The sequence below is a fragment of the Luteimonas sp. BLCC-B24 genome (assembly GCF_028550595.1).
GTDB lineage: Bacteria > Pseudomonadota > Gammaproteobacteria > Xanthomonadales > Xanthomonadaceae > Luteimonas.
This window is the reverse complement of sequence record NZ_JAQQGN010000002.1, coordinates 404,681-431,447: the sequence shown is the minus strand read 5'-3', so window position 1 is coordinate 431,447 and position 26,767 is coordinate 404,681. Positions and strand designations below refer to the sequence as shown.

The following is a 26,767-nucleotide window of genomic DNA, read 5'->3' as shown; positions in this document are numbered from 1 at the left end:
ACAGCTGTCCGCTGGACACCCTTGGGAGGGGAGATGTCGAAGCTCGATCGCAACCTGCTCAGTGCCGCACTGTCGTCGGCACTGCTGATGCTCGCCGCCGGCGCGCACGCACAGACCACCACCACGACCACCGGCGCGACGCCGGCTGCGGGCGATGCCACCGAGCTCGACCGGGTCACCGTCACCGGTATCCGCCGCGGCATCGAGAGTGCGATCGCGGTCAAGCGTGACGCCACCTCGATCGTCGAATCGGTGTCGGCCGAAGACATCGGCAAGCTGCCCGATGTCAGCATCGCCGAGTCCATCGCGCGCCTGCCCGGCCTGTCCGCGCAGCGCGTTGCCGGCCGCGCGCAGGTGATCAGCGTGCGCGGCCTGTCGCCCGACTTCGCCACCACCCTGCTCAACGGCCGCGAGATGGTCAGCACCGGCGACAACCGCAGCGTCGAATTCGACCAGTATCCGTCGGAGCTGGTCAGCGGCGTGACGGTGTACAAGACGCCCGATGCCGCCCTCGTCGGCCAGGGGCTCTCGGGCACGCTGGACATGCAGACGGTGCGTCCTCTGAACTTCGCCGAGCCGGTGATCACGCTCAGCGGCCGCTTCCAGCGCAACTCGCTGGGCGAAGCCGCCGATACCGATCCCTACGGCAACCGCCTGAGCGCGAGCTGGATCGGCCAGTCGGCCGATCGCCGCATCGGCTTCTCGATCGGGGTCTCGCACAGCGACACGCCGATCCAGGAAAACCAGGTCGGCCTCTACGAGCCGTGGAAGACGGACGAACGTCCCGGTCTCGCCGAAGGCACCTGGTCCACCGACGGCATGAAGGCCCTGCGCCGCACCGGTTACACCAAGCGCGACGGCATCATGGCGACGCTGCAGTTCCGCCCGTCCAACCTGTGGACCAGCACACTGGACATGTTCCATTCGCGTGCCGAGCAGGAAGACACGGCGAACCAGTTCGAGGTCAACACGCAGTACAACGGCTCGTTCCCCTGCGATCCGGCCTGCGTCTACAGCAACGTGCGCACCAGCGAGAACGGCAGCTTCGCCGGCGGCACGCTGACCGGCGTGTACCCGCTGGTGCGCGGTATGTACAACCGGCGCGAGGACCGCATCTCGGCGTTCGGCTGGGGCAACGAGTTCAACTTCGAGCGCGCCCGTCTGACCACCGACATCAGCTGGTCGAAGGCCAAGCGCAACGAGATCAGTCTCGAGAACAACGCGCAGCGCCTGCCCAATCCCTCGCTCGACACGATCGAGCTGGATATCCGCCGCAACGGCTTCACGCAGATGGCGCCGGGCCTGGACTACTCCGATCCGGGCCAGCTGTTTCTCACCAACACCATCTACGGGTCGGGCTACGGCAAGACACCGCGCGTGGAGGATGAACTCAAGGGTGCGCGCGTGGGCCTCACGTTGCCGGCGCCGTCCGGCCTGACCTGGCTGGCCGACTTCGACTTCGGTGTGAACTACGCCGACCGCGAAAAGGCCAAGCGCCAGCCCGAAGGCAACATCAACCTCGGCGCGCAGGGTGATACCGCGATCGCGGGCGACCTGCAGTACGGCCTGGTCGATCTGGGCTTCGCCGGCATCGGCTACATCCCGGCATGGAACGTGCCCGGCGCCGTGGGCCGTTACATGACGTTCGAGCCGACCGAGGATCTGGACTATCTGATCCCCAAGGCGTGGACGGTCAGCGAGAAGATCACCACCGCCTTCGCCCGCGCCAACATCAGCAGCGACTGGGGCGATACCGCGGTGACCGGCAACATCGGCGTGCAGATCCAGCGCGTCGACCAGTCGTCGGCCTCGAACTACTGGGACGCCACCCAGCCGGCCGGCAGCAACGTGCGTCCGTTCGAGGACGGCAAGACCTACACCGACGTGCTGCCGAGCATGAACCTCGCGTTCGCGTTGCCGAACGAGCACACCGTGCGCATCGGCCTGGCCGAGCAGGTCGCACGGCCGCGTGTGGACCAGTTGCGCTCGTCGCTGGAATTCGGCGTGGACGATCAGGGCCGTCCGGGCGGCAGTGGTGGTAACCCGCTGCTCGACCCCTGGCGCGCGTACGCGTTCGACATTTCATGGGAGAAGTACTTCGGCAACCGCGCCTACGTGGCGGCCGCGTTCTTCTACAAGGACCTGCGCACGTACATCTACACGGAAACCCGCGACGGTTACGACTTCTCGGGGCTCCTCGCGAATTACGTGCCTCGACCCGGCGCATCGCCGATTACGCAGACGACGGGCAATTTCACCGCACCCCAGAATGCAGAAGGCGGCACGCTGCGCGGCCTGGAGCTGACGGCCTCGCTGCCGTTCGACCTGTGGAGCGAGTCGCTGCGCGGCTTCGGCATCGTCGCCAGTGCGAGCTTCAACGACAGCAGCATCCAGATCTTCGATCCGGAAAGCGCGAACAGCGTGGGCAGCGGTCCCATCGATCTGCCGGGCCTGTCCAAGCGGGTCTACAACCTGACCGCCTATTACGAGCGCAACGGGTTCGAAGCACGCGTGAGCCAGCGCCGCCGCTCGGACTTCATCGGCGAGATCGGCAACTTCGACGGCGCGCGCACGCTGCGTTACGTCGTCGGCGAAAACATCACCGACGCCCAGCTCAGCTACAGCTTCGGAGACGGCTCGTCGCTGGACGGTCTGACCCTGCTGCTGCAGGCCAACAACCTGACGAATGCGGCGTACCAGACCTATGCCGGCACCCGCGACCGGCCGCTGGAGTACATCCAGTGGGGCCGCACCTACCTGCTCGGCCTGAACTACCGGTTCTGACGCGCAGCGACGGCGACACCCGGACGGGGCGGTCATTGCGACCGCCCCGTTTTTGTTATGTCCGCGGCGGTGTTCCAGCCCCGGCGGCCGGGCCCACGCGGCGCTCCCTTCGGGCACCGGGCATGCGCCGGAGTCCGGCCTCGCGGCATGTCTCGGCGGCCGCGCGTGCCGCCGCGCTGCATGTACGTCTCTGTGGAGGTGCGCCCCCGGCCAAGGACGAGGGAACCGGGACGTGATTGCCGGTTGCCGCGCGAGTGCCGGCGCCGCGATGCAGGCGCGCCCGAGACGATCGCGCGCGTCCGCGTGCCGATGCCTGCCGACCCGATGGCGCGGACCGGAACATCGCTGCAGGACACGCATCCCCACCGACGCATCGGAAGCAGGCCGCGACGTACCGCAAATTGGGGGGGCACGTGCGCTGCTCACCGGCATGAACGCGACGCGCGGCACGTTCAGGAACGCGTTGCCTGGACGAGTGCCGACACACGGTTCGCCCGTCATCAAAACGGCGCGGGCGTCCAATCGGCCGCCGGACAGGGCCGGCGTGCTCCACCGCCCTCGAGCACGCGCATGCGCACGCACGCACACCGCAGTGCCCCGGCCGCGCCGCGAGTTCCAGCGCCGGCCAGGTGGAGCTGCGTTCGCTGCTGCGCCGCTCCCGCGCGCTACGCAATCGATCCGCTCGGAGCGCCGCCCCGGGGTGCACGACGCGCGCACGCGGAGGTCTCCGCGACCGAGACATCGGACGGCTGGACGCTCCGTCTCGCGGCAGATCGCCAGGCACCTGCGTGCCGCTAGGGCCGTTCCGCATGCGCCACACACGAAAAACCCGGCGCGAGGGCCGGGTTCCGTGCTTCGTCCACTCAGTCCCGCATTGCGGGGTGCTGGGTGGTGGGCGGTACAGGGTTCGAACCTGTGACCCCTACCATGTCAAGGTAGTGCTCTACCGCTGAGCTAACCGCCCGAAGGGGGCGAATCATACACCGGATTGGCGCGTTGTCGAATACCCCCGGCGCAAATTTCTAGCGGGCCAGGCTCAAGGCCTTGATCTGCTGGATCTGGTCGCGCAGCCGGCCGGCCTCCTCGAACTCCAGGTCGCGGGCGTGCTGGTACATCTGCTGCTCCAGCGCCTTGAGCCGCGCGGCCAGCTTCTCGGGCGGGAGTGCCGTGTAGTCCTCGGTCGGCTCGGCCACCTTCCGCGTCTTGCCCCGCCCCTTCTTCTCGAGCTCCGGTTCGGCGCGGGCGCCTTCCATGATGTCGACGATCGCGCGCGCCACCGAGGTGGGCGTGATGCCGTGCTCGGCGTTGTACTCCACCTGCTTCTGCCGCCGTCGGCCGGTTTCGTCGAGCGCCATCTGCATCGACTGGGTGATGCGATCGGCGTACAGGATCGCCTTGCCGCGCAGGTTGCGCGCCGCGCGGCCGATGGTCTGGATCAGCGAGCCGCCCGAACGCAGGAAGCCCTCCTTGTCGGCATCGAGGATCGCCACCAGCGACACCTCGGGCATGTCCAGGCCCTCGCGCAGCAGGTTGATGCCCACCAGCACGTCGAACTTGCCCAGGCGCAGGTCACGGATGATCTCCACCCGCTCGACGGTGTCGATGTCGGAGTGCAGGTAGCGCACCTTGATGTCGTGCTCGCCGAGATATTCGGTCAGGTTCTCGGCCATGCGTTTGGTCAGCACGGTGATCAGCACCCGGTCGCCCATCGCCACGCGTTCGTTGATCTCGCCGAGCACGTCGTCGACCTGGGTCGCCACCGGGCGGATCTCGACCTCGGGATCGATCAGACCCGTCGGGCGCACCACCAGTTCGACCACCTGCCCCTCGGATTTTTCCAGCTCGTACTTGCCGGGCGTGGCCGACACGAAGATCGCGCGCGGCGAGCGGCCTTCCCATTCCTCGAACTTCAGCGGCCGGTTGTCGAGCGCCGACGGCAGCCGGAAGCCGAAGTTGACCAGGGTTTCCTTGCGCGCGCGGTCCCCCTTGTACATCGCGCCGATCTGCGGAACGGTCACGTGCGATTCGTCGAGCACCAGCAGCGCATCCGGCGGCAGGTAGTCGAACAGGCACGGCGGCGCCTCGCCGGGCATGCGCCCGGTCAGATGCCGCGAATAGTTCTCCACGCCGTTGCAGTAGCCCACCTCGGCCATCATCTCGAGATCGAACTGCGTGCGCTGCTGCAGCCGCTGCGCTTCGACCAGCTTGTTCTCGGCGTAGAACTGCTCCAGCCGGGGCGGCAGTTCGGCCTTGATCGCCTCGATCGCCTCGAGCGTGGTGCGTCGCGTGGTGACGTAGTGCGATTTGGGATAGATGGTGTAGCGCGGCAGCGTGCGCTTGGTCTCGCCGGTCAACGGATCGAACTGGGTGATGCGCTCGATCTCGCCGTCGAACAGCTCGATGCGCAGGGCCTCCATCTCCGATTCCGCCGGATGGATGTCGATCGTCTCGCCCCGCACGCGATAGGTACCGCGGCGCAGCTCGGTGTCGTTGCGGCTGTACTGCATCTCGGTGAGGCGTCGGATCAGCTCGCGCTGGTCGATGCGCTCGCCGCGCACCATGTGCAGCACCATGCGGAAGTATTCGTTCGGATCGCCGAGGCCGTAGATCGCCGACACCGAACACACCACGATCGCATCGCGTCGCTCCAGCAGTGCCTTCGTCGCCGACAGGCGCATCTGCTCGATGTGCTCGTTCACCGAGCTGTCCTTCTCGATGTAGGTGTCCGACGACGGCACGTAGGCTTCGGGCTGGTAGTAGTCGTAGTAGCTGACGAAATACTCGACCGCGTTGTGCGGGAAAAACGATTTGAACTCGCCGTAGAGCTGCGCGGCGAGGGTCTTGTTCGGCGCCATCACCAGCGTGGGCTTCTGTACCCGCTGGATCACGTTGGCGATGGTGTAGGTCTTGCCCGAGCCGGTGACGCCGAGCAGGGTCTGATGCGCCAGGCCGGCCTCGAAGCCGTCGACCAGCTTCTCGATCGCCTGCGGCTGATCGCCCGCCGGCTTGTACGGCGAGACGAGCTGGAACGCGGCGGGATGGATGACGTCGTTCATGGAATCGGCGATGCGGGGGAACCGCTGAGATGGGGACGGACCGCGCCGGGGGCAACGCCGCGCCGGATCGGATTCCGACCATAGCAGCCGGTGCATTCCCACTCCGCGAAAGGGGCCCGGCCGAATCCCCCTGCCCGCGCCGCGGGTGCAGTCTGGCGCTCCCTGGCCGCACGGATGCCGCCATGTCCCGCTTCACGGGCTTCACCCTGATCGAACTGGTCACCACCCTCGCGATCGTCGCCGTCCTGCTGGCCGTCGGCGTTCCCGGCTTCGGCGAGGCCCTCGCCCGGCTGCGCGTGCAGACCGCGATGCACCGCGTCAGCACCGACCTCGCCATGGCCCGCAGCAGCGCGATCATGCGCAGATCGCCGGTCGTCGCCTGCCCCGGCACCGGCATGAGCGGCTGCCGCGGCGACGCCGACTGGAGCCATGGCTGGATCGTCTTCGCCGATCCGGACGGCAACCGCAAGCCCGACGCCGGCAGCGACCTGCTGCGGGTGTCGGATCCGCCCTCCGGCGCCGGGCGCACGCTGCGTCTGGGCGCCACCCGCAACTTCGTCCGCTACCAGCGCGACGGCCGCAGCGCAGGCACCAATCTCACGGTGCGGGTGTGCAGTGGTGATGCGCTGAACGGCGAGGTTGTCGTGAACAACCTGGGACGTGTGCGCAGCGCCCGCCCACTGACCCCGCGCCCGTGTCCGCTCTAGTGCCCTCGCCGCCGCGTCGAAGATGCGGTCCTCGCGCGCACCGCAGGCGCCACGAATCGCGCATTTCGGCGTCCGGCAACGACATCGCAGCGGATGCTGACTCAGAAGGCTTGACCATGGCCGACAACCGACTAGAATGTGCGTCCCCGCCCGAATAGCTCAGCCGGTTAGAGCACTTGACTGTTAATCAGGGGGTCGTTGGTTCGAGTCCAACTTCGGGCGCCAAATAGATCAAAGGCTTGTGCAGCGATGCGCAGGCCTTTTTTCTTGCGCCCGTAAAATTGCACGTAAAAATGGTCCACTTTCGCTACAGACCAGCGCGCCGGCGTCGACGTCGCCGCGGATCAGGAGCGATGACGTCCGGGCGCGACGAGCCAGGCACCCCGTAGTCCACAGCACGCGCGGAGTCTGACCACGCCATCGCCTGGCGGATCTGCGCCTCCCACCGTCGGGCCCATGCTTCGATGTACCGCCGAGCGCCAGCCTCCGTCGACAGGAACGCGTGCCGCCCGGCCCGGCTGCCCCAATGACCGACCGTCACCCGCACGTGTGCGTCCCGACCGAGCAGTGTCATGTGCGCGATCGAACGCCCCTCCAGCTGGAGGGTCAGACCATCGATGTACCAGGTGAAGCCGTCAGGGAGCATGCCGGGCATCCTACGCCCGCCCATCTCACTCACTGCGACGCAGCGCGCCTGGGCTTAGCATCCATGGCGTCGCCCGCTGGGAGTCCCGCTCATGTGCTATTCCGCCCAGGTCCATGCCGAGTTCAAGGCCTTCAAACGTCAGTTCCCCGACGTCGTGATGGACCTCGACGCCTACGTGAAGACGTTCTGGTGGGAACGGGGCATGAACCCGATCGCCAAGGCCCCGCGGGCGATGATCCGGGAGCTGATGGAGATCGGCCCGCCCGAGCTGCAGGCCAGCCTGCGCGCGGCCGACGCCGAGGCGATCGCGCAGCTTGAGCAGGAGATCTTCGCGCAGCGCAAGCGCGTTGCCGATGCCGAACGGAAGCTGCAGACCAAGGAGACGAAGAAGGCGCGGGACGACGTGCGCATCGGCACCAACAAGGTGGAGGCGGCGAAGGCGCGCTTGGCCATGCTCAAGCGCACGGAGGCCAAGCCCTCGGACTCGCGCATCTTCCCGGGCATCTACTGCCCGGTCATGGTCGTGGAGAACGGCCAGCGCGTGGTGAAGCCCATGCGCTACCAGTGCCGGCCCGCGGGCCTGCCGGCGAGGTTCGACATTGAGAAGCCGGGCACGTACAACGCCCGCCGCGACAGCCTGGAGGGGTTCTGGCGGCGCCAGTTCGGCTACACGCACGGCGTGATGATCGCCGACCGCTTCTACGAGAACGTGGAAGGCCCCGACAGGCGCAACCGCGTGCTCGAGTTCGTGCCGCGCACCGGCGAGCCCATGCTGATTGCCTGCCTGTGGTCGCACTGGAAGGACCCGAAGGGCGAGGCGCCGGACCTGCTGTCGTTCGCGGCCATCACGGACGAGCCTGAGCCCGAGGTGGCCGCGGCGGGCCACGATCGCACGATCATCAACATCAAGCCTGACCACCTGGACGCCTGGCTCAACCCCGACCCGGGCAACCTCGCCGCGCTATTCGCCATATTCGACGACAAACGGCACCCCTACTACGAGCATCGCGAGGCGGCCTAGGCTGAGCCCGTCGCAGGATCAGAGATCGGACCACGGGAGACTTCGCCCCCATGGACACGAACACACACGATCAGATCCGCAACGCCGGCGACGAGCTGGTGGCCTGGATCGCCAATTACGACGGCAACGGCCGGACCTACCGACAATTCTGGGCAGACCACAGCATCGCCAGCGGCGCCTTCGACGCGCTCACGAGGCGGGAGGACCTGCCGGATGACCTGCACGATCTGGTGTGCTCGGTCCGCGAGTTTCCGATCCTCTGCGGCTTCGAGCCGGCCGCGATCGCCGGCGCGCCATCGATCGACGAACTGATCGTCGGCAAGCAGCGCTCGCAAGGCGCCGCATCGTGAGCACGCACGCGACGTCACGCATTGAGCTTGAGGCTCTCGTGGACGAGCTGCTTCACGCGTGCCTGGGCGCGATCGAGGACGAGGTGCAGGCACCATTCGACGAGGGATGCCGGGCGATCGCTGAGCTTCACCTGTCGCCCGAGGACCGGCTGTGGGCCGATGTCCACCTCGAGCGGCTCGGCGCGCATTTCGACCTGCGTTGAGGTGGCTGCAACTTTTGCCGTGAACGCGGCCCGCCAATGTCGGATTTGAACAGACGCGGCTGCATGGCCGCTGTTAGGTTCGCATGCTTCGCCAAAAATGCCCTCGCGGGCACCGGGCGCGTCATTGGAAGAGCATGCCCCATCGCGACTTGCCGACTCTGTTCGCCTGCTGGGAACGCGAACTCGCGCTGCTCCTCGAGACCGGGCCCAGTCACGAAGAATTCTGGGCCTACTGGGTTGAACGCGAGGTCGCTGTCGATGCGCTTGTGACGCCGCTGCTGCGCGCGGAGCTCGAGTCGCGCCTGGCCAGCCTCTTCACCATCGCGGAGTCGAACGGCTATCCGCGTCCTCCGGCCTCACTGCGCAGGGCGCGCGCTCCGACCTAAGGGCTGAGCCGAGTGCCGGCCTGAAGCCGCCAAGGCAGGACAGCCACGTGCGCTGGCCGTAGCCTGCGACCGTCGATCCGGCCACCCATCACCAAGAAAGGACCCGGCTCGAGGGACGCGCGCACGTGCTGTAGGCAGAGCATGGGCGCCCGATGGCGCCTCTGCTATCGGTGATCGCCGGCGACACCTGTCAGGTCGCACCTACAGCAGCTTGCACTGCTCGTCGTCCCAGGACTTGATGATCAACTCGCCTGCAGGGGCGCCGCGGTTCTCGGCGCTGCCGATCGTGTAACGGATCTGCAGCGGAATCATCTCGAAGCCCGCGAACACCTCACGAATGGCCGGGTGATCGTTGATCGACACCACGGCCCGCCCCTTCATGCCCCGCAGCAGCTGCGCCATGCGCTCGTACTCGCTGAAGGGGAACTCGACCCCGTAGCCTTCGGTCTGCCAGTACGGCGGGTCGAGGTAGAACAGCGTGCCCGGCCGGTCGTACCGCGCAAAGCACTCATGCCACGGCAGGTGCTCGATGACGACATTGGCTAGGCGCAGGTGCGCGGCGCTCAGTTCTTCCTCGATGCGCAGGAGGTTGAGGCGCGGCGTGCCCGAGGTCACCACGCCGAACGACCGGCCCTCGACCTTGCCGCCGAATGACAGCTTCTGCAGGTAGTAGAACCGCGCGGCGCGCTGGATGTCGGTCAGGGTCTCGGGATTCTCCAGCTTGGCCCACTCGAACATCTGTCGCGAGACCAGCGACCAACGAAAGCTGCGCACGAACTCGTCGAGGTGATGCCGCACGCAGCGATACAGCCGCACCAGGTCGCCGTCGATGTCGTTGAGCACCTCGAGCGGCGCCGGGTGCGGGCGCATCATCAGGGCGGCCGCCCCACCGGCGAACGCCTCGACATAGGTCTCGTGCGCAGGGAAATGGGGATACAGGTGCTTCAGCAGTCGGCGCTTGCCGCCGGGCCAGGGGATGATCGGTTGGGACACGTTTTCTCAGCCTTTGCGATGTGGTTCGCCGAGACTCACGCCACTCCCGCGCGGGGTGGCAGGGCCTCGGCCAATTGCACGCGGCTGATCGCGTGTGTTGCGGTGTCGTGCCGGCGTTGCAGCGCTGGCACGACGCCCTGTTCTGTCGTTACACCTCCAGCACCACCGGCGTCACCGCCGGTGCGGGCCCGCGGATCTCGCCCCCTCGAAGAAAGGCGTGCCCGCCAATCGGTACGCCCTGCCCGCGCACGCGCAACAGGCTGCCGTTGGGAAACTGCACCGTGCTGGTGCCGTCGGCGTTGTGCTCGACGACCACTGCCACCAGCAGCGGATCGTGAGGCAGCAGCTGGTCGAAGTCGCGCCAGCTCATCGGTACTGCCGCTCGATGGTGACGTGCTGGCGCACGGTCATGGCACGGCCGGCGCGCTGCGCGTCAATGCGCACGGCCATGGCCTGGCCGCGCCAGGTTTCGTCCGTGTCCTGGATTTCGAGCAGAGCGCCCAGAGGAACGACCCCCAGTGCCGGGTCGTCACTGTCGGCCGGCGGCGGAAACAGGGGCAACGTGCGCTGCATGGTGCGCTTTATGCCGTTGGCAGCCAGCGCGGCGCGCCCGCGTTCCCGCTGCGCGTCGGCGGTCACCGCGAGCTTGTCCACCACCATCGGCAGCTGTGCGGCGCCATCCGTGCCGGCGATCTTCACGAGGGCCCCACTGCCGCTCGTCTCGCCATAGACGTAGATCCCATTGGCGTTGACGCCGCCGACCCAGCTGCTGCTGCCCTCCGTGAGAACGGCGGCAGGGATGACCGCGTACGGCTCAGCGACAGGCCAGGCCCATGGGCTCTCTGCGTGCGTGGGCGCCACCCGGATTTCACGCGCCGCAGGATCCGAGATCACGGAGGCGCCGATGCTGTTCGCCAGCTGCGCGATCGCGTCGATCGGCGCGAGGTCGGCGTAACTGAAGACCTCCCCCGGCACCAGCCAGTCCACCGCGTCCCACACCAGCGTCCAGCCGCTGCCGTCGACCTCGGCCGCGGCCAGCTGTGCGGCCGTGCGCGCGGCCGGCTCGGTGTACGTGCGCGTGGCGGCATAGGGCTCGGCCAGCGCCGCGCTGCGCGATCGGCCGCGCAGCTGGCACGTGTTGCTCCCGAACTTGCGCATGTCGTCGTAGCCGTCGATCAGGAACGTCCAGACATGGCCGTTGACGGTGATCTCCACTTCCGTCGGCGCGCCGGTGCCGTCGTCGATGAGGCTCAGCCCTTCGCGTGACATCGGCGCCGAGAACGACCAGGCCCAGTTGCCCAGCTCGCCGGTGATCGATGCGCTCAGAAGAGGAAGGGGGGTGCGGTCCGGCAGGCGAACAGCGGCGAGGGTCGGCAGCATGACGTAGACCGGCAGGATGGGGACAGTGATGGTGTCGCCCGGCACTCCGGGCTCGTTGGGCCACGCGATATCCACGCCGCGCGTGCGCGCCTGCATGGGGCTCCACGGGAGGGAGATGAACCCTCCGCGGGCGACGACCGCCCGCCAGACCGAGGAGGTAGTCAAGGCGTGCCCAGAGAGATCGCCCCAGCTAGCCAGCAGGTCGCGCCCTCGGGCCGCGGCCTGCGACCAGGGCGCAGCCGCAATCAGATCATGCCGTCCGGCAATCTCTGTCCATGCGGCCCCGGTAGCTGCGGTGCGGGGTGCGGGGTGCATCCACGCCAGGGCAGCACATGCGGCCAGGTGATTGTTGATGTCGCCCCATCGCGATGCGCCACTCTGGTCTAAAGGCGTCATCTGCCGCCAAGCCTGGGTAGCTTCGGTACTCTGCGCAATGTCGATATCGCCGTACCGCGCCTCGCAAGCGTGGGCATGGCCTTCGGCGTCTCGGTACTGCATGGCCACGCCGCGTGCGCTGGGGGATGGCTTTATCCAAGCGAGGCCGCCGCCTGCACCTTCACTCGGAGACGGCGCGCCCGTGACCGTGTTTCCACCGCCATAGAGTGCGGGGTTTTGGTAGGGCATACCTGGTCGATAGGGCGCCGCGGGGCGCCAGCCAGCCCTGTATCGCAGCTGAGTTCGCCAAGGTCGGCTGTTCCTGTACGCGGTCACGGCACGATGATTCCTGGGCTCGCGCCAGTCGGGACCGCGTACAGAAAGGGCACGCTCCCGAAGTTCACCAGCGCGAAACCGCGGATCGTGGCGTCCGCGCCTTGGCGAGTCATGACAGCCGGATATTGAGTCCCCGTGAGACCTTCTGCCACGACGGAGAAGGCGCCTCCGTCGAACGCCTGCGACAGTGTGCCAGCGGCCATGTCGAGCAGATTGCGCACCACAACGGTACCGACCACCGTTCCCAACGTCTTGCGCTCGACACCTTGGAAAAACGTGCCTGAGCCAAAATAGGGACCGCCGACAACTTGACCGGATGCTCCGGGATAGCTCGCCGTTTGCTCCATCTCATACGAAGCTGGGCATAACACCGCCGTGCCGTAGCTGTAGTTAGTCGAGCCAGGCCCGGCGCGGTTGCACTGCACCTCCCAGTACACGCGCGCCGTGCCGGCGACGCCGACGGTCGATCGCGCGAGGTAGTAGCGGCCCGCAACGGGGTTCGGCCCAGGCGCCGCCCTTCGATTCCCTTCTGTCAGCGCGATACCCGCTGGCGCGCCGGCGTCGAGCGGGTTGAGCGTTGCGTATTGCCGACCGCTACTGGCCAGCAGTGCTGCGTGCGCCGCTAGCACTAGACGCCCCGCCCTTTGATCGTGACGTCCCAAACGCTGCCGTTGCTGTCCGTAGTGGCATGAATCAGGCTCACCGCATTCGCACCCGCTTTCACCGCGGAGTCGCTGCCCTCCGTCAGGCGACAGCTCGCCGGCAACGTCAATGTGCGACCACCCGTCGTGTCCTGGGTATAGCGGATGCGCACCGAAGCGCCCCTGCCCGCTCCCGGAAGACCGGAGAACGCAAGCGTTGCGTTCGCGCTGCCGACCAGGGTGAAGTAATCCGATGCGCTGACATCGACGGTGGCCACACCAGCGGCGATCGACACGCTGGTCACCGCGTTGCGCGCCGAGCTGCCGCCAGCCGTCGCCTCAAGGGCGAGGATCCTGCCCAGCAGCGAATCTCCGCCCGCGACGTCGGCAGTGGTGCCGACAAGGGCTTGCAGGATATTGAGAATGGCGTGCGCGCGCTCGTGCATGACGTCGTGCTCGAGGCCGGACGCGTTCATCGGGTCGTTCGCGGCGATGGTCGGGAGCAGATCGACGCTCCCGGGATATGTGGTGTCGCTTGCGGGGTCAGCCATGGCTCAGTCCTTGTCCCAGCGCGCCTGCAGGCGAATGCGGTCGTCGGTGTTGGTCGCCGGTCCGCTGCGGGTCGTACGCGCCACCCAGATCTTTCCGCCCGCGGCCACCGTGTTGAACCGGATGTTGTTGCCCGTGGCCCAGCCCGCGCCGAAGCCACCGGGCAGGATCCGGAAATACGGCTCCCCGGTCGCGGGGTTGAGTGGGCTGGCGCCCGCGGACGTGGTGCCGGTGCCAATAACACCCAGCTCTTCGCCGATGACATTGAAGGCCGTCGCGCTGGTGAACTGCAGGCGCCACCGCTGGGTGATGGTGTGCCGATTCACTACGACGAGGGGGAACGCCGCGTCGTTGTACTGGGCGCCGCCGGTGGGCGGGCTGCCGATCAGCGTGTCAGACCACACGCCCGTCCACGTGTTCTGGGCGAACAGGCCCTGGTAGCGAGCCTGCACGTCGCCGATCACCTGGGCGCTGCTGCAGAGCGAGTTGCCCGCGCTGTAGTGGCGCGTGAGCGGTTGACCGAGCGACACCTCCCCGGTGATCTGCGCATCGAGGCACAGGGCCATCTCGTCGATGCTGTGAATCGCCACCAGCGGCTGCTGGTATGGGGAGAGATCGAGCGGCGTTGCCCACGTCAGTTCGCCAGCCGCCTTGTCGAGCTGGTAGAGCGTGGGCGGCACGCCGAGGCCGCGCTGGTCGTACACCGCGACGGTGTCAACCGCGGCGCGCGGAAGCGCAGTGACCTGCCCTGCCACCAGGCCCGCCGGCAGGACGTGCGGCAGTGGATCGTGCACCACCAGCGTGTCACCGCGGCGGATCACCGCGACGCGACCGTCCATCGGCAGGCGGACGGGATTGACGCCGATGATCTCGGGATCGAGCGTCGCCGCCACCTGGATCACGCAGTTGAAGCTGATGGTGCCCGGCATCACTTCCTGCGGCCGCCAGATCAGGCCTTCGGGGCTGACGTTCGCCGGGTTGTACCAGCCCTCCGCCTTGTCCGCCGGACTGAGGGAGGCATCGGGTACGTCTTCGCCGAACGCCACGCTGTACACCCCGTTGGTGCTGTCGACCCACCCGCGAATGCCGGGCGCCTGCAGAACGCCGTTGTTGTCGGCGGTGGCACTGACCAGCGCGCCGCCTCGCCACAGGTTGGCCTGGATGTAGAAGGTGGACGGACGGAGCGGGCTCCCGGGGGTGCGGCCGTGCACGACCGCAATCGGCAGGGGCGACACTTCGCTGAGCAGCGAGTCGATCGCGAACTGCGGCGCGATGCCGCCTGCCCAGGAGGTAATGGTGGCGATGCCCGTCTGGAAGTCGAGTGTGCCCGCGGGGGTGCCCGCGCCGGTGGTCGGGCTCATGCCGTAATACAGGGAGCCGCCGCGCTCGTAGTAGGAGCGTCCCCCCAAACGGAACTTGAGCGATCGCGGCACGATGGCGTTGCGGACGCGAGGGGTCAGGTCCACGCGCAGCGGGGGCAGATCGTACTCTTCGGTGCGCGGCGTATCGCTCGCAGCCGCGGACTTGTAGGTGACGTTGACCGCGCTGCCGTCTTCGAACTGTGCGGGCATCTGGCTGTTCTTCATGCCCGTCACCCAGCTGCTGGCGCGGGTGGTTGCCCGAGTCGCCGGCTGTGCGGGAATGATCTGATCGAACGACGAGCGCACCGCCTGGCGGGCGGATGCCATGAAGTCCGCCGGGAACGCGATCTGACCGGTCCCGTAGTTGACCGAGCTGCCGGCGACCGTCGCGCCGCGATCGTCGAGCAAGGCGCCAGAGCCATTGTCGCGCAGCACGCGGCGAGCCTCGTACGAGGCGTCCTGCTCGTCCTTGGCATACCCCATGTATTCGATTCGGATGGAGCCCGGGCGCGGTGGCACCGCGACAGTCAGGATGATGTTCGCGCCGGACCTCACGGGGGCGAACAGCTCTTGGCTGGTCGCGCCTGCCTGATACGTGGCGGTCAGCGTCGCGTTCGCGTCCGGCAGAAGGCCGGGCACCAGTTCGACTTCGCCGGTGCTGTACAGGACGCGTCCCGCTCCATCGCCTGTCAGCTGCCCGGAGCCGTTGTCGGTGGCCGTGCGCACAGTGCCGCCCGCCAGCCAGCTCAGGCTGAGCGTGCCGGGCTCGGCGTTCGCGGCATCGAGCGTGAGCCGGACCGAGGGCACCTCGATGTCGAGGTCCCCGACGAGAATCTCGTACTCGCTCGTGCCGGCGGAACTGACGATCACACTGCTGCCGATGTCGGGAAGTGCGCCGAGCGACGCGGTGAACGACCCGGTCTGGAAGTTGACCAGGCCAGTACCGACGCCAGCGTCACCGCGCAACGCGCCGGTGCCGTCGTCCTGCAGCGTGTACCACTGCCCCAGCGCCCGAAAGGACAGGCTGGTGGCGCCTGGCGCGGGGATGGGCCGCAGAACACCGCTGTAGACGTAGCCGCGGTTCTGGATCTCCACCGGCGCCTGCCAGAAGAACGCCGGGCGCCCGAGGACAGCGGCCGGCCGATACGTCGCACTGATCGTGCGGATACCGCTGTTGAGGCCTGACATCAACACCCGGGTGCGATCTGGCGACATGTTAAGCACGCCAGGGTTGGTGCCTGCGACCCGGAGAAAGCTGCCGTCGCGCTGTTCTTCCCACACGGTGCCGGTACTTTCCTGCACTCTCACGCCGATCTGCGCCGCCGTCTCGAAAACGAGCTGCGTGGGAGCTGGCTCCATCACCACCGGCGGCGTCGCGACCGTCGCGTTGCCCGCGGCCACGATGATTTCCGTGCCCCCAGGGCCGGCATCCGTCACGCCGACCTCGCTGGTCGCCGCCGGCACGAGCTGGCTGAAGATGCTTTCGACCTTGATGGTGAGGTCTCCCGGGCTGGCGTCCTGAGCCAAGCGCACGGTGCCCTTGTAGCGCGCCGCGTCGCTGGCCACGGTGCGTCGCAATACCGTGCGCGTGGCGTCCACGGTGAAGAAGCGATTGGGCTGGCTGCCCGTGAACTCCTGCGAGAGCGGCTGAGAGATGGTCAGCGTGATCACGCGGGCCCGGTAGTCGCCATTGATGTCGGTGAAGGTTTCGACCTGGTGCTCGATGTCCTCGACGCGGATGAACTCCGTGATGTTGGCGGTCTCGTTGCGGAGCACGTAGACCTCGCCGATCTCCGGCAGCGTGAGCTCCGGACGCTGGTAGACCAGGACGGTGCGCTGACCTTCGAGCTGGCGGTCGTACGGCACCATGCGCGTGATCACCGATTCGTCCAGATAGCGCTCCACCGCCGCCTGCGCGTCGGCCCTCTCATCGCCCCAGGCGTACTGCTGCCCACGACGCGTGCGGAACAGCACGGAGTCCACGCGCGGATCCAGCGGTGGCGCGGCAATGATCATGTGGAGGCCCGAGAAAAGCTCGGTGTCCAGCGTGTCGGCCACAGCGAAGACGGCACGCAGCGACAGGTCGCCGTTGACGCGATCGATGCGGCTGATGTCGTCGAAGAGGTTGTTCACCTCGCCGTCGACGATCTCGGTGTGCGTGGCCAGTCCGCCGCCGTCCGGGTTGTCGGTCAGTCGCTCGGGGCGGAACAGCTTGATGTCGGACATCGATCAGGCTTCCATGAGTCGTAGGGTGAAGGCGTACCAATCGCTGTCGATGTGCGGCGCGATGTGGCGGATGGGTTCGGCGTCGAGCGGCATGCCGTCGTCGTGGCGGAAGCGCACGTTGAAGGTGCGGCCGTCCTCGAGCAGCAGCGGAAGAGTCGCTGAGCGCGGCAGCGATGCGAGGGCATGCAGTTGCTTGATGACCGCGCGCGTGGGCAGCGCGTACCCGGCACGTCCGTCGAACACGCCGCGCAGCGTGATCGGCCGGCCCTTCAGCTGCGCGGACTCTTCGACGATCAGCGCGCCGCCGCAGGTCACCTCGACCTGCTGCGCCACCGGCGTCCACTTGAACTCGTCGATCCACTCGACGTCGTCCGGCAGATCGATCGTTCCCAGGCGGCAGGGCATCAGCTGCGCCTCCGCAGCTGCGAGGTGCTCCGGCTGCGCGCCAGCTGCTGCAGCATCTCCGCGACGAGCTCCGCGCCGTCCTGGTCGGTGAGCAGGGCCCGGGTTTCCCCCTCCGGCATGACGATCTCCAGCCGGCCCAGCGATCGGGTGCCGGCCGCGGCGCCCGATCGACCTGCGGCGCCCTCACCGCCAGCGGCTTCGATCGCGGCTTGCCTCCGCGCCTCACGTCGCGACTCCGCCTCCGCCCGGATCTGGGCACGCCGCTCCTGGAATGCGGCCTTCGCGGCGGCGAGGCCGCGCAGCTGCTCGTCGGTCGCGAACTTGTAGCTCTGCCGCAGCTCCGCAAGCTGGGCAATCTGCGGCGTCAGCGCTTCGGTCTGGGCCTCGTAGCTGCGCGTCAGGCTGTCCACTGCCTTTCGCTCCTCCGAGATCTGGCTGAGCGTGCGATTCATCTCCATGATCCACAGGCGCGGACTCGCGACGAGGCGGTTGGCCGCGGACAGGGCGTTAATTGCTTCCTTGGACATGTTTCCAAATGCAATTGCTGCAGCGTCGGTGGACTTCTCGAGATTCTTGACCTGTTCTCCAGCCTTACCCGCCTCGCCTCCGACCTGCTCTACGTTGTCGCCAGCGCCACCCGCCTCTTCGCGCAGCCGCCGCAATGCATCTGCTGCGAGATTGGCGCCATCGGCGGTATTGCGACCGGCTTCGGCGCCAGAGACGCCCATGGTGTCCAGGCTTTCCTTGACGCCAAAGACCGCTTCCATCACTCGTATTTCGGCCTCTACCCGCGCTCTAGATGAGGCATCGCTGTTGGCCGCGGCGGCGCGCATGGCCTCGCCGTAGCGCTGCGCGGCGGCACGCACGTCCTCGATTGCGGCCTCGCCGCGACCGGCGGCCTGGCGGATGTCGTGGAATGCGTCCTTGGCGGCCGCGGCGGCGCGGTCGAGCTCGGCCTTGCTGGTGATGCCCAAGCGGCGGAACGAGTCGTTGAGCGGGTCGACGGCGTTCTGGATCTCACCGACGCGCGCGCGCAGGGCGCTTGCGGCACGCTCGCTCGCGTCAAATCCGATCTTGCCCTGCTCGCCTGCGGCCAGAAGTGCCGCGCCCAGCGCTTTAGCCTCGGCCTCAGTCTGCGCGAGGTTCAATGCGGCCTTGAAGGCCGCTTCGATCTGCGCACTGCTGGAGTTGGCAGCCTCGGCAACTGTGGTGAAGCTGGCGATCGCATCGGCGCCGGCCGTCGTCACTTCAACGCCCCACTGCGACGACGCGACGCCCAGACGGCGCATTGCGGTAAGGAGCACGGTATCCAGAACCACCGCCGCGCCGCGGGGCGCTTCCTCAAACGTCGCGAAGGCGGCTGTCGCGTTGGTCTGCAGTTTCAGCAGCTCTTCACCACTCAGGCGCGCAAGGGCGGCCTCGAGGCCCTCGGTGACGTTCTTCGCCGCGCTGGCACTACGGCCCCCGATGTCCGATACAGCGACTGCCACGTCACGAAGGGCCACCGTGTCGTTGAAATCGAGATTGTCGAACAGCTTGCCCAGTTCGGTGCCGGCAGTGCGAGCAGACTTGTCGATTCCTCGAAGCTCGGTGGCGATCGCACGCGCGCCGGTGGAAATGCCGTTGTTCCGCAGCTTCGTTTCGACCTGATCGAGCGTTGACAGAACGAGACGCCACTGGTCCTGTGCCGCGGCGGCACGCATGGCGTCACCCGCGCCACGCGCCTCACGCACCACACCTTCGTAGTACTTGGCCGCTTCGTTCAGCCGATAGCGGTAGTTCTCCGCATCTTCGCGACCCAGTGCGTTGATCTCTTCCGCGCTCTGTATCGCGATATCCGCATTGGCCTTGTAGAGCTCCTGCAGCTGCCGGCCCAGCCTGAGATTCTCGGCCTGCAGCGATCGTTGCGAGCGCCCCCAGGCTTCGACCTGACGCTCTGCGTTATCCATGTCCGCGATGGTTGCCTTGAGCTCCCCCATCTGACGGATGGCCCAATCCACACCCAATACGGCCACGCCGATGCGAAGCTGGGTGGGCAGTGCCCGCAGGCGCTCCCCGAGCGTCAAGGTTGCGGCGCCCTGCGCCACCGTGGCGCCCGTCAGCGCCCGCGTCGCAGCGAGATTCGCCAGCTTCGCGCTGGTCAGGGCCGCGTACTGCGTGGCCAGCTGGACGAGCTTCAGGCCGACGTATGCCTTGCCCAGCAGGAAGACCGCCTCGGCGTTCCTCGCGAAGACGGCTGCGGCATCCCCTACGATCTTGACCAGCGGCGCCAGCTGCAGCGCGGCGTTTCGTGCCGACGCCGCCATGCGCACGATGCCGTCCGCAATCTGCTGCGCCCAGCGCCCCAGCGTGCCGTCGCGCTGCAGGCGCGCGGTCGTGTTGAGCAGTTCGCTCAGCTGCCCCTTGAAGTAGTCGAGCACGCCGCGGTTGGCGATGTCCTGCTGGAAGTCGCGGAAGCTCTCGGCCACCGATTTCCACAGGCCGGCGATGGTGCCCACCTTCTGCGCCGTCGCGGCGCCGCCGTAGGACTCCACCAGCAGGTCCATGATGATGCGCTGGGCCTCGGCCGTGCGGCCCGTGGCTTCCAGCTGCGCCAGCAGCGTCTTCTGGCTTTCCTCGAGGACGAAGCCCTGCCGGCCCAGCGCCTGCATGGCCTTGGTGGGCTCCTGCAGCGAGCGACCCACGATCTCGGCACTCTGCTCGAGCGAGATGCCGAGGCGCGCGGACTGGTCGATGACGATCTGCATCGCATCGGGGAACTCGCTGCGCAGGATGTTGGTGTACGAGAGCAGCCGGGTCTGGGCGTTGATGATGTCGCCCGACGCGAAGTTGCTGGTGCTGGCCAGACGGTCTGCCAGCTTCTGCAGTTCGCCCGCTGCGAACTCCGACTCGCGACCCGTGGACGCCAGCACGGAGTTCAGCTGTCCCAGCTCCTGCTCGGCGTTGCTGCCCTCGGTCACGATGCTGCGCAGGCCACCGATCAGCGAGCGCGCCGAGAAGAACCCGAACACGCCGGCCACCACGCCGCGCAGGCGCCCGAATACGCCGCCGGCGCCCTCGGCTTCCTTGGCGACACGAGCCGTTTCGTCGCGCGCCGCCGCGGCGCGGCCGCGGTACGCCTCCAGCGATTCGGCCGCGGCCGTACCCGATTGCGCGAATCGGCGGAACTTGTCGTCGCCCTCCGCCAGGCGCTCCCGCAGCTGACGCTGCGCGGTGGCCTGCTTTTGCACCACAGCCACCTGCTCGGCCACGGCAGTGGTGGTACGGCCGATGCTGGTGCGCAGCGCGCTCTGCGCCTGCTGGTAGTCCGCGGTGTTGACACCCAGGCTGCCAAGCTCGGCGTCGGCGCGCTCGAGCGCCTGCCACTGCTTGGTCACGGCCCCTTCGAGCCGCTCCACTTCATCGCGCGCCGCCTTCTGCGCGCGCACCAGCTCGCGGCTGGGCTTCTCGGTGTTGCCCAGCTCCAGCGTCAGCTGGTAGGCCGACTGGCTGGCCTGGTCCAGCGCCGTCTGGCTGCGCTCCAGCTCCCTGGTCAGCTCGCCGTAGCGCGCGGCCTTGGCCGCGGTCTCGTTGAGCTGCACCAGGTTATCGATCAAGCCCGAGGTTTCGGCCTGCGTCTCCGCCGAGACGTCGCCCATCTGCGACAGCGCATCGCGCAGCCCGTCGATGCCCTCGCGCCCTTCGGTCTCCAGCACCAGCCGGATCGCTTCTTCCATCGTCGGGCGGCCGCGTGTCGCCATGGATCAGGCACTCCGGTTCATGCGGAACTGACGCTTCAGCTCGGCGAAGTAGAAGGTGGTGAGTTCGGACAGCGTGGCGTCGCGCACCTGCCGCGCGGGCTCGTAATCAACGCCCGAGAGCATCCCGAACGGGCTGGGGCCGCGCAGCATGCGCACCGGCCCGCGACCGTGCCGCCTGCCGCGGCCGCTGTCGTAGCTGCGCACGCGGATGGCGCGACGCCCCTGGATGGTGGCCACGAAGGCGGAGTCGTAGACCTTGCGCTGGCCGCGCACGATCTCGGCCGAAGCGCCCGGCGCCAGCGCACCGCTCTTGCGACGCGCCGGCCCGCGCCAGCGGCCGCCGAACTCCATCAGCGGCAGATCGCGCGTGCTGGCCCAGATGGAGATCAGATCATCGCGATCGCCGCGGCGGCCCTTGGCGCCCTCGTCGATGCGGAACTTGCCGGCCAGGGTGCCGGCGCGCACGTTGTAGACGGCGCGGATGTTGCGCTTGGCGGCCGGCTCTGCGCGGCGCACCAGGCCCGTGGTGGCGCGCACCACGGAGACGTCGTAAGCATCCAGCAGGCCGCCTGCCACATCGGTGAGGCCGTGCAGATCGCGCGCGCGCCGGCCGTTCACGAAGAACTTCAGCGCGCTGTTGCGGTTGCGGATGCGGGGTGCCATATCAGCCAGTCACCAGCGCGCCGTAGCGGCGCAGCAGCTCGGCCTCGGCAGGCGTGGCGGAGTATGGGGTGTCGGCGGCGTAGGTCACGCCCTTGTGGCGATGACCGCCGCGGATGACCACGAGCTCGACCACCGGAACTGCCGGCTGCACATCGGCAGCCGGCAGGTCGGAGTCGCCGCCGTTGCGGGGGCGACGGGCCACGTCAGGCGGCCTGCTCGTACACGCGGAAGGTGTACGGCGCGGGCGCACCGGCCGGCACCAGCAGATTGCCGGTCAGCGTGGGCGACAGCGGCTCGGTGGCCAGCCAGTCGATGTCGTCCTCGACGCCGAGGCGGGCTTCGTACACCGTCAGCTCACCGTCCTCACCGCTGATGCGGTCCTCGAGGTCGCCGCTGATGTAGAACGATTCGAGCGGCGTTGCACCGCCCTGGATCAGCGTGCCGTTTACCGCGGCGTAGCTGTAGCTGATACTCAACGCATCACCGGCCTCGATACTGCCGCCGGCCTTCGGCAACACCTGCCCGCGACGCAGGTCCGCGGTGTAGTCGGTGCCGGCCACGAGCGGCGTGCCGCCCTTGGTCACCACCACGCTGCTGACGTACACGTGCTCCAGCTGGATCGGATGGCTGGCGCTGGCCACGGTGAACGCTTCGTCGGTGACGGTACCGGCCGACACCGCGGCATCTGCCGCCTGGCCACGCAGAATGCGCGCCAAGATGGCCGTGGGCAGCTCCTGCAGCTGGATCGACAGGCTGGTGGCGCCAGGCAGCTGGTCGCTGTGGATCGGCTGGTTGTAACGCCCGCCGCGGCGCTTGGAGTTGATCGTCACCTCGTCGCCCGGCTCATAGCCGAACTGGAACAGGTTGGTTTCGATCGGCTGATTGCCGTAGGGGTCGGTGGGTTCCGGAATCACCGGGATCAGGCTGCGATCCGGTGCCAACCGCCACATGCGGAAGTCGCCGGCGAACTGTCGGACTTTGGGTTGTGCCATGGGTGTTCTCCGTGGGCGGTTAAGCGGGCGAATGCAGTTCCGTCAGGCCCGCCCGCGCGGTGACCTGAGCGATGACGAACGAGGCGGCCTGTTCCTCATCGGTGTAGCCGCGCAGACGCGCGCCGGTGAGCTCGAACGAGGTGAATCCCTGCGGCAGGTTGGTATCGCGGCCGGTGGTCTTGAAGTTGAGCGCGCGGATCAGGTCGGCGCAGCCGCGGTGCGCGAGCAACTTGGCCTGGACGCCGGTGCGGCGCGGCACGACGAACTCGATGGTGATGTCGACGCTGGGGCTGTCGAATCGCTTTCCTCCAGCGGCCGGATCGATGTCGCCGGCGTCGATGAAGGTGCAGGCGTCGTCGGTTTCGTCGCCGTCCACCTCCTCGTCGTCCAGCACGACCTTGCCCGCACCGAGATCCGTGCGATAACCGGCGGCGGTCGTGATGCCGCGCACCACGTCGGCCAACGCCACGAGCGCGCGCCAGGTGATGGGCTCCAGCTCAGGCGCGGGCACGGCGCACCATCCAGCGGCTGATCGATCCGTCGTCCGAGATCGCGCTGGCGTTCTCGTAGCGGTCGCCGTCGACGTCGAGCACGCCGCCCTGCTCCGGGCGGTACAGCGCGCTCAGCACATAGGCCACCTCGACGCGGCCGGCGACCGTCTGGCGCACGTCGCCCAGCGTCTGGATGTCGCGGTCCACGTAGACGTCCACCGGCACCGGCATGGCATCCGGCGCTGCATTCGGAGACCAGTACAGGCCGCTGTCGGCCATGCCGGCATCGGCGAACGCCGCGTGCAGGTCCGCGTCCATCTCCGCGAGCGCGGCACGCTGGCTCACGGCTTCACCTCGGTGCCCTGCACCGATTCGATCTGCTGCAGGCGGCTGTTCGCCCGCTCGAGCGCGGCGCGGCGCTCGCGGGCCACCTGCGGACACTCGGCCAGCGGGCCCTCGGCGATCGGCTCGCGCCGGGTGAGCACGCTGTCGATGGGCACGTAGATCTTCCGCTCGACAATGCGCACCTCGGCCGCCGCGCCGGCCGGGCACGAGGGCGGAAGGTCCGCCTTGAGATCACCGCGGTCGCGGCCACAGGCCGCCAGCAGCGTGGCGATGGCGAGGATCAACAGGCAGCGCATCAGTAGCCCTCCAGGGCGGGACAGGAGCGGCCCACGGCCGCCAGCGCGGCGCCGCAGTCCGGCTTGCGGGACTCGGCCTGGAACTGCGCGGTGAAACGCGCGAGCGTGCGGCTGGCGTCCTGCTCGGCCGCTTGGGCGGCGGTGATGGCGGCCTGTCGCTGTGCGTCGAGCGTGGCGTGGTCGCGCTGCTGCCGCTCGTATTCGCTGGTCATCGTCTCCAGCGACGTGGCGCAGGTGTTGGCGTTGGCCGCATTGGTTTCGGCCTGGCGCTTCCAGGCATCGCGCTCGGTGCGCACCCGCCCCACCAGCTCGTCGGCGGTCTCCAGCTTCGCGGCGGCGGTGCGCGCGTTCGCGGACTGCACGCAGCCGCGCGTGCCGAGCGCCACCAGGGCCACGAGCAGCAGCCCGATCAGATACAGCAGCGGCTTCACGGTGAGGGCGTTCATGCCGCACGCTCCGCGAGGCGCGCTTCGTCGTCGCGCCGGTTGCACAGGCCGCGCTCGTTCACGGTGCCCACCCACAGCCGGCACATGCCGCGCAGCTGCTGCGCGATGCACGCGAGATCACCGGCCGGGATGCAGGTATCGCGGATCACCCGCTTCTCGCGGTTGCGATCGCCCGCCATGCTGCCGCCGCGGTTGTAGACCATCGACACCAGCGCACCGGCCGCATCGGGCGGCAGCGCATCCAGCCCGCCACCGAAGGACCGGCGCGTGCTGGCGTGATACACCGGCAGCGACACGTCCGCGAACACCTGCGCGGCGTAACCATAGGGCGTGACGATGTCGCGGTACGCGGGAAGCGCATCACGCGCGCGGGTGCCCACGATGCCGGCGGTGGTGGCCAGCCGCTCCACCTCGGCGTGCGCGTGCCACGCCGTGCGGATGTCGCGCGCGGTCGCGTGCCCGCCGTCGTAGCCGATGCCCCAGGTGATGCCGCTGGCGCCCTGCGGCCAGATGGGCCGGTCGAGCACCCGGCTGTAGTGCGCCGGGCTGCTGACCTCCCACCGGACGATCAGCGCTGCGGCCGCGGGCGACACCACCGGCACGGCCGGCGTAGCAGACGGCGCCGGCAGCACAGCCTGCACCGCGTCCTGCACGGCGACGATGGCCGGCACCACGGTTTCGGCGACGGCGGTTTCCACCGTTGCGACGGCAGGCGCGGCGGCGACGGCCGCCTCATTCTGCGCTGCCTCCACGGCAACGATGACGGGCGCGGGCGCCGGCGCGCCGGTGCACGCGGCCAGCAGACACAGCAGCGGGAGCAGGCACGCGCGCATCAGATGCCCGCGAGTGAATCGCGCAGACGAAAGCCGAGCAGCGGCCAGATCTTCGCGACGGCGTTCTGGCGCGCGATCTTCCGGCCCAGCTCGGCGTCGAAGTTCTCGGGGCTGGCGCAGGCAGACTCACCCGTGACGGTGAAGCCGTTGTCCAGCACCAGCACGCAGAAGGTCAGCAGGTCGAGCGGCGCAGGCGGCGCGATCGTCCCGCCCTCTTCAACGGTCAGCGCGGCCGCACCGGCGAATCCATCGCCTGCGGTGAAGTAGTGCTCGCCGGCGATCGCGGCTTCGATATCTGCCGGCGTCACGCGCGGCGCGGTCAGGCCCTTCGCTTGGATTTCCTGCTCGATGCATTCAGAAGTCACGACAGTGTTCCTTTTGGTCAGGAGACCCCCCGCGTCAGCGGGCAGGCCAGAAGAAGGCGAACGCGAGCAGCAGCAGCGCCAGCCACTCCACCCGGTCCTTGATGAGCAGACGCCACGCCTCCGGATCGGCCTCGTTGAGCACACGCTCGTAGAGCTCGCGCTCCATGACGTCGTCCAGGTCCATCCAGTAGGTGCGCTTGATCAGCCACGCGGTGGCACAGGCCACGGCGGCCCAGGCGCACATCACCGGGATCTCCGCCAGCCACGCCAGCGGATCGGCGCCGATGCGCACCACGGCGCCCAGCAGCACGTAGGCGACGATGGCAATCACGAACAGCACCGGCAGCCACACGACGAACTCCTGCCACTGGGACACCCACCCGCGCAGGCGCTGCATCAGATTCAACTTCGACGGCTCGCTCATGGCGTCCTCGCTGCGGATTCCACGGTTTGCAGGCGACGCTCGAGTTCGCTGATGCGCCAGATCAGGCCGTTGTCGACCTTGCTGTTCATCAGCTCGACCTTGCTGTCGACGCGCTCGACCTTCAGCGTGAGCGCCTGCATTTCCTGCTGTTGCTGCACCTGGTTGCCGCGGACGTCGGTGATCAGCCAGGTGATCAGCGAGCCGATGACAACCAGCAGCACGGGCACGACGAAGCGCGTGACGGCCTTCGCGAACGTGCTTTCGGTTGCGGTTTCCAGATCCATGGTCTTCGGCATGCTTCGTCCGGGATTCGGTGCAGGGCCCAGCCCGCACGCGCCACTGACGAGGGCGCACGCGTGCGGGTGGGAGGTGGCGTTACGCGGGCTTGGGCACGCCCTGGCCGGGGCACAGACGCACCAGCACTTCGGTGGTGCCGTTGCCGGCCGACTCGACGGCATAGCCGAAGTTCTCGACGTCGCCGGTGGTGGTGCTGGCCACGATCACGCGGCCCGGGCTGACGTCCCAATGCACGGGATCGCCGGTGGCGATGACGGCGGTGCCCAGCTTGGGCAGCCGGAACACGCCTTCCACGTGGACAGCAATGGTGTCGCCGACGGCGCCGTTGGTCACCGCAATGCCCAGCAGGCGCCCCTGCGAGACGACGCTGCCGCTGGTCACGGCGGCGCCGAGGGTGACATCCAGCACGCGGGCGTCCTGGTATCCGTTTTTCATGATGGTTCTCCGGGAGTGCGA

At 68.2% G+C, this 26,767-nt stretch carries 27 protein-coding genes and 2 tRNA genes; 7 read left to right on the top strand and 22 right to left on the bottom strand.

Annotated features, from left to right (window positions below):
* The first annotated feature begins 33 nt into the window (after positions 1-33).
* Entirely contained in the window at positions 34-2,784 is a 2,751-nt protein-coding gene (locus PQS31_RS06330) for a TonB-dependent receptor (protein WP_272761821.1), read from the top strand.
* An 889-nt stretch (positions 2,785-3,673) separates the two neighbouring features.
* On the opposite strand, the gene PQS31_RS06325 is transcribed toward PQS31_RS06330, so the two are convergent.
* A tRNA-Val gene (locus tag PQS31_RS06325) sits at positions 3,674-3,748 on the bottom strand.
* Between the two features lie 58 nt (positions 3,749-3,806).
* A complete protein-coding gene (gene uvrB / locus PQS31_RS06320; RefSeq protein ID WP_272761820.1) occupies positions 3,807-5,840 on the bottom strand; it encodes an excinuclease ABC subunit UvrB in 2,034 nt (677 codons plus the stop codon).
* Positions 5,841-6,022: 182 nt separating this feature from the next.
* Between uvrB and PQS31_RS06315 the strand changes: the two genes are divergently transcribed.
* From PQS31_RS06315 to PQS31_RS06290, 6 genes are all read left to right on the top strand, one after another.
* Positions 6,023-6,547 carry a Tfp pilus assembly protein FimT/FimU gene (locus PQS31_RS06315; protein WP_272761819.1) on the top strand — a complete coding sequence of 175 codons (525 nt, stop codon included), beginning with the start codon at positions 6,023-6,025 and terminating at the stop codon, positions 6,545-6,547.
* Positions 6,548-6,695: 148 nt separating this feature from the next.
* Positions 6,696-6,772 (top strand) — tRNA-Asn (locus PQS31_RS06310).
* A 512-nt stretch (positions 6,773-7,284) separates the two neighbouring features.
* Complete coding sequence (locus PQS31_RS06305; protein ID WP_272761818.1) at positions 7,285-8,214, top strand: SOS response-associated peptidase family protein; 930 nt, start codon at positions 7,285-7,287, stop codon at positions 8,212-8,214.
* A 50-nt stretch (positions 8,215-8,264) separates the two neighbouring features.
* The gene (locus PQS31_RS06300) at positions 8,265-8,564 is read left to right on the top strand and encodes a hypothetical protein (protein ID WP_272761817.1); all 300 of its coding nucleotides are present in this window, start codon (positions 8,265-8,267) and stop codon (positions 8,562-8,564) included.
* A gap of 38 nt (positions 8,565-8,602) precedes the next feature.
* Positions 8,603-8,767, top strand: a complete 165-nt coding sequence (locus PQS31_RS06295; protein ID WP_272761816.1) for a hypothetical protein — start codon at positions 8,603-8,605, stop codon at positions 8,765-8,767.
* Positions 8,768-8,901: 134 nt separating this feature from the next.
* Entirely contained in the window at positions 8,902-9,153 is a 252-nt protein-coding gene (locus PQS31_RS06290) for a hypothetical protein (RefSeq protein WP_272761815.1), read from the top strand.
* A gap of 201 nt (positions 9,154-9,354) precedes the next feature.
* Here PQS31_RS06290 and PQS31_RS06285 read toward each other — a convergent pair whose 3' ends face one another.
* The 20 genes from PQS31_RS06285 to PQS31_RS06190 all read right to left on the bottom strand — a co-directional run bounded on the left by PQS31_RS06285 (position 9,355) and on the right by PQS31_RS06190 (position 26,746).
* Positions 9,355-10,146, bottom strand: a complete 792-nt coding sequence (locus PQS31_RS06285) for a DNA adenine methylase (RefSeq protein ID WP_272761814.1) — start codon at positions 10,144-10,146, stop codon at positions 9,355-9,357.
* Positions 10,147-10,294: 148 nt separating this feature from the next.
* Positions 10,295-10,516 carry a hypothetical protein gene (locus PQS31_RS06280; RefSeq protein WP_272761813.1) on the bottom strand — a complete coding sequence of 74 codons (222 nt, stop codon included), beginning with the start codon at positions 10,514-10,516 and terminating at the stop codon, positions 10,295-10,297.
* The gene (locus tag PQS31_RS06275) at positions 10,513-11,622 is read right to left on the bottom strand and encodes a hypothetical protein (protein ID WP_272761812.1); all 1,110 of its coding nucleotides are present in this window, start codon (positions 11,620-11,622) and stop codon (positions 10,513-10,515) included. The genes PQS31_RS06280 and PQS31_RS06275 overlap by 4 nt, the downstream gene beginning before the upstream one ends.
* 611 nt (positions 11,623-12,233) lie before the next feature.
* Positions 12,234-12,866: a hypothetical protein gene (locus PQS31_RS06270; RefSeq protein ID WP_272761811.1), complete on the bottom strand. Its 633-nt coding sequence runs from the start codon at positions 12,864-12,866 to the stop codon at positions 12,234-12,236.
* Positions 12,866-13,429, bottom strand: a complete 564-nt coding sequence (locus tag PQS31_RS06265) for a hypothetical protein (protein WP_272761810.1) — start codon at positions 13,427-13,429, stop codon at positions 12,866-12,868. Before PQS31_RS06265 ends, PQS31_RS06270 begins: the two co-directional genes overlap by 1 nt.
* A gap of 3 nt (positions 13,430-13,432) precedes the next feature.
* Positions 13,433-17,014, bottom strand: coding sequence for a hypothetical protein (locus PQS31_RS06260; protein ID WP_272761809.1), 3,582 nt, complete (start codon positions 17,012-17,014; stop codon positions 13,433-13,435).
* Between the two features lie 3 nt (positions 17,015-17,017).
* Positions 17,018-17,419 carry a hypothetical protein gene (locus PQS31_RS06255; protein WP_272761808.1) on the bottom strand — a complete coding sequence of 134 codons (402 nt, stop codon included), beginning with the start codon at positions 17,417-17,419 and terminating at the stop codon, positions 17,018-17,020.
* Positions 17,419-21,159: a phage tail length tape measure family protein gene (locus PQS31_RS06250; RefSeq protein WP_272761807.1), complete on the bottom strand. Its 3,741-nt coding sequence runs from the start codon at positions 21,157-21,159 to the stop codon at positions 17,419-17,421. Before PQS31_RS06250 ends, PQS31_RS06255 begins: the two co-directional genes overlap by 1 nt.
* A 3-nt stretch (positions 21,160-21,162) precedes the next feature.
* Positions 21,163-21,822: a hypothetical protein gene (locus PQS31_RS06245; protein WP_272761805.1), complete on the bottom strand. Its 660-nt coding sequence runs from the start codon at positions 21,820-21,822 to the stop codon at positions 21,163-21,165.
* Between the two features lies 1 nt (position 21,823).
* A complete protein-coding gene (locus PQS31_RS06240) occupies positions 21,824-22,024 on the bottom strand; it encodes a hypothetical protein (RefSeq protein WP_272761804.1) in 201 nt (66 codons plus the stop codon).
* Between the two features lies 1 nt (position 22,025).
* The gene (locus PQS31_RS06235) at positions 22,026-22,814 is read right to left on the bottom strand and encodes a hypothetical protein (protein WP_272761803.1); all 789 of its coding nucleotides are present in this window, start codon (positions 22,812-22,814) and stop codon (positions 22,026-22,028) included.
* Between the two features lie 19 nt (positions 22,815-22,833).
* Positions 22,834-23,325, bottom strand: coding sequence for a hypothetical protein (locus PQS31_RS06230; protein WP_272761802.1), 492 nt, complete (start codon positions 23,323-23,325; stop codon positions 22,834-22,836).
* On the bottom strand, positions 23,312-23,650 hold the full coding sequence (locus PQS31_RS06225) for a hypothetical protein (RefSeq protein WP_272761801.1): 339 nt from the start codon (positions 23,648-23,650) through the stop codon (positions 23,312-23,314). The genes PQS31_RS06230 and PQS31_RS06225 overlap by 14 nt, the downstream gene beginning before the upstream one ends.
* On the bottom strand, positions 23,647-23,946 hold the full coding sequence (locus PQS31_RS06220; RefSeq protein WP_272761800.1) for a hypothetical protein: 300 nt from the start codon (positions 23,944-23,946) through the stop codon (positions 23,647-23,649). The genes PQS31_RS06225 and PQS31_RS06220 overlap by 4 nt, the downstream gene beginning before the upstream one ends.
* Positions 23,946-24,392 (bottom strand): hypothetical protein, encoded by a 447-nt coding sequence (locus PQS31_RS06215; RefSeq protein ID WP_272761799.1) that lies wholly within the window; start codon positions 24,390-24,392, stop codon positions 23,946-23,948. The genes PQS31_RS06220 and PQS31_RS06215 overlap by 1 nt, the downstream gene beginning before the upstream one ends.
* Positions 24,389-25,225, bottom strand: a complete 837-nt coding sequence (locus PQS31_RS06210; RefSeq protein WP_272761798.1) for a hypothetical protein — start codon at positions 25,223-25,225, stop codon at positions 24,389-24,391. Before PQS31_RS06210 ends, PQS31_RS06215 begins: the two co-directional genes overlap by 4 nt.
* The gene (locus PQS31_RS06205) at positions 25,225-25,590 is read right to left on the bottom strand and encodes a Gp49 family protein (protein ID WP_272761797.1); all 366 of its coding nucleotides are present in this window, start codon (positions 25,588-25,590) and stop codon (positions 25,225-25,227) included. The genes PQS31_RS06210 and PQS31_RS06205 overlap by 1 nt, the downstream gene beginning before the upstream one ends.
* Before the next feature lie 34 nt (positions 25,591-25,624).
* Positions 25,625-26,014, bottom strand: a complete 390-nt coding sequence (locus PQS31_RS06200) for a hypothetical protein (protein WP_272761796.1) — start codon at positions 26,012-26,014, stop codon at positions 25,625-25,627.
* Entirely contained in the window at positions 26,011-26,298 is a 288-nt protein-coding gene (locus PQS31_RS06195) for a hypothetical protein (RefSeq protein ID WP_272761795.1), read from the bottom strand. The genes PQS31_RS06200 and PQS31_RS06195 overlap by 4 nt, the downstream gene beginning before the upstream one ends.
* 91 nt (positions 26,299-26,389) lie before the next feature.
* Positions 26,390-26,746, bottom strand: coding sequence for a DUF2190 family protein (locus tag PQS31_RS06190; protein ID WP_272761794.1), 357 nt, complete (start codon positions 26,744-26,746; stop codon positions 26,390-26,392).
* Positions 26,747-26,767: the final 21 nt, after the last annotated feature.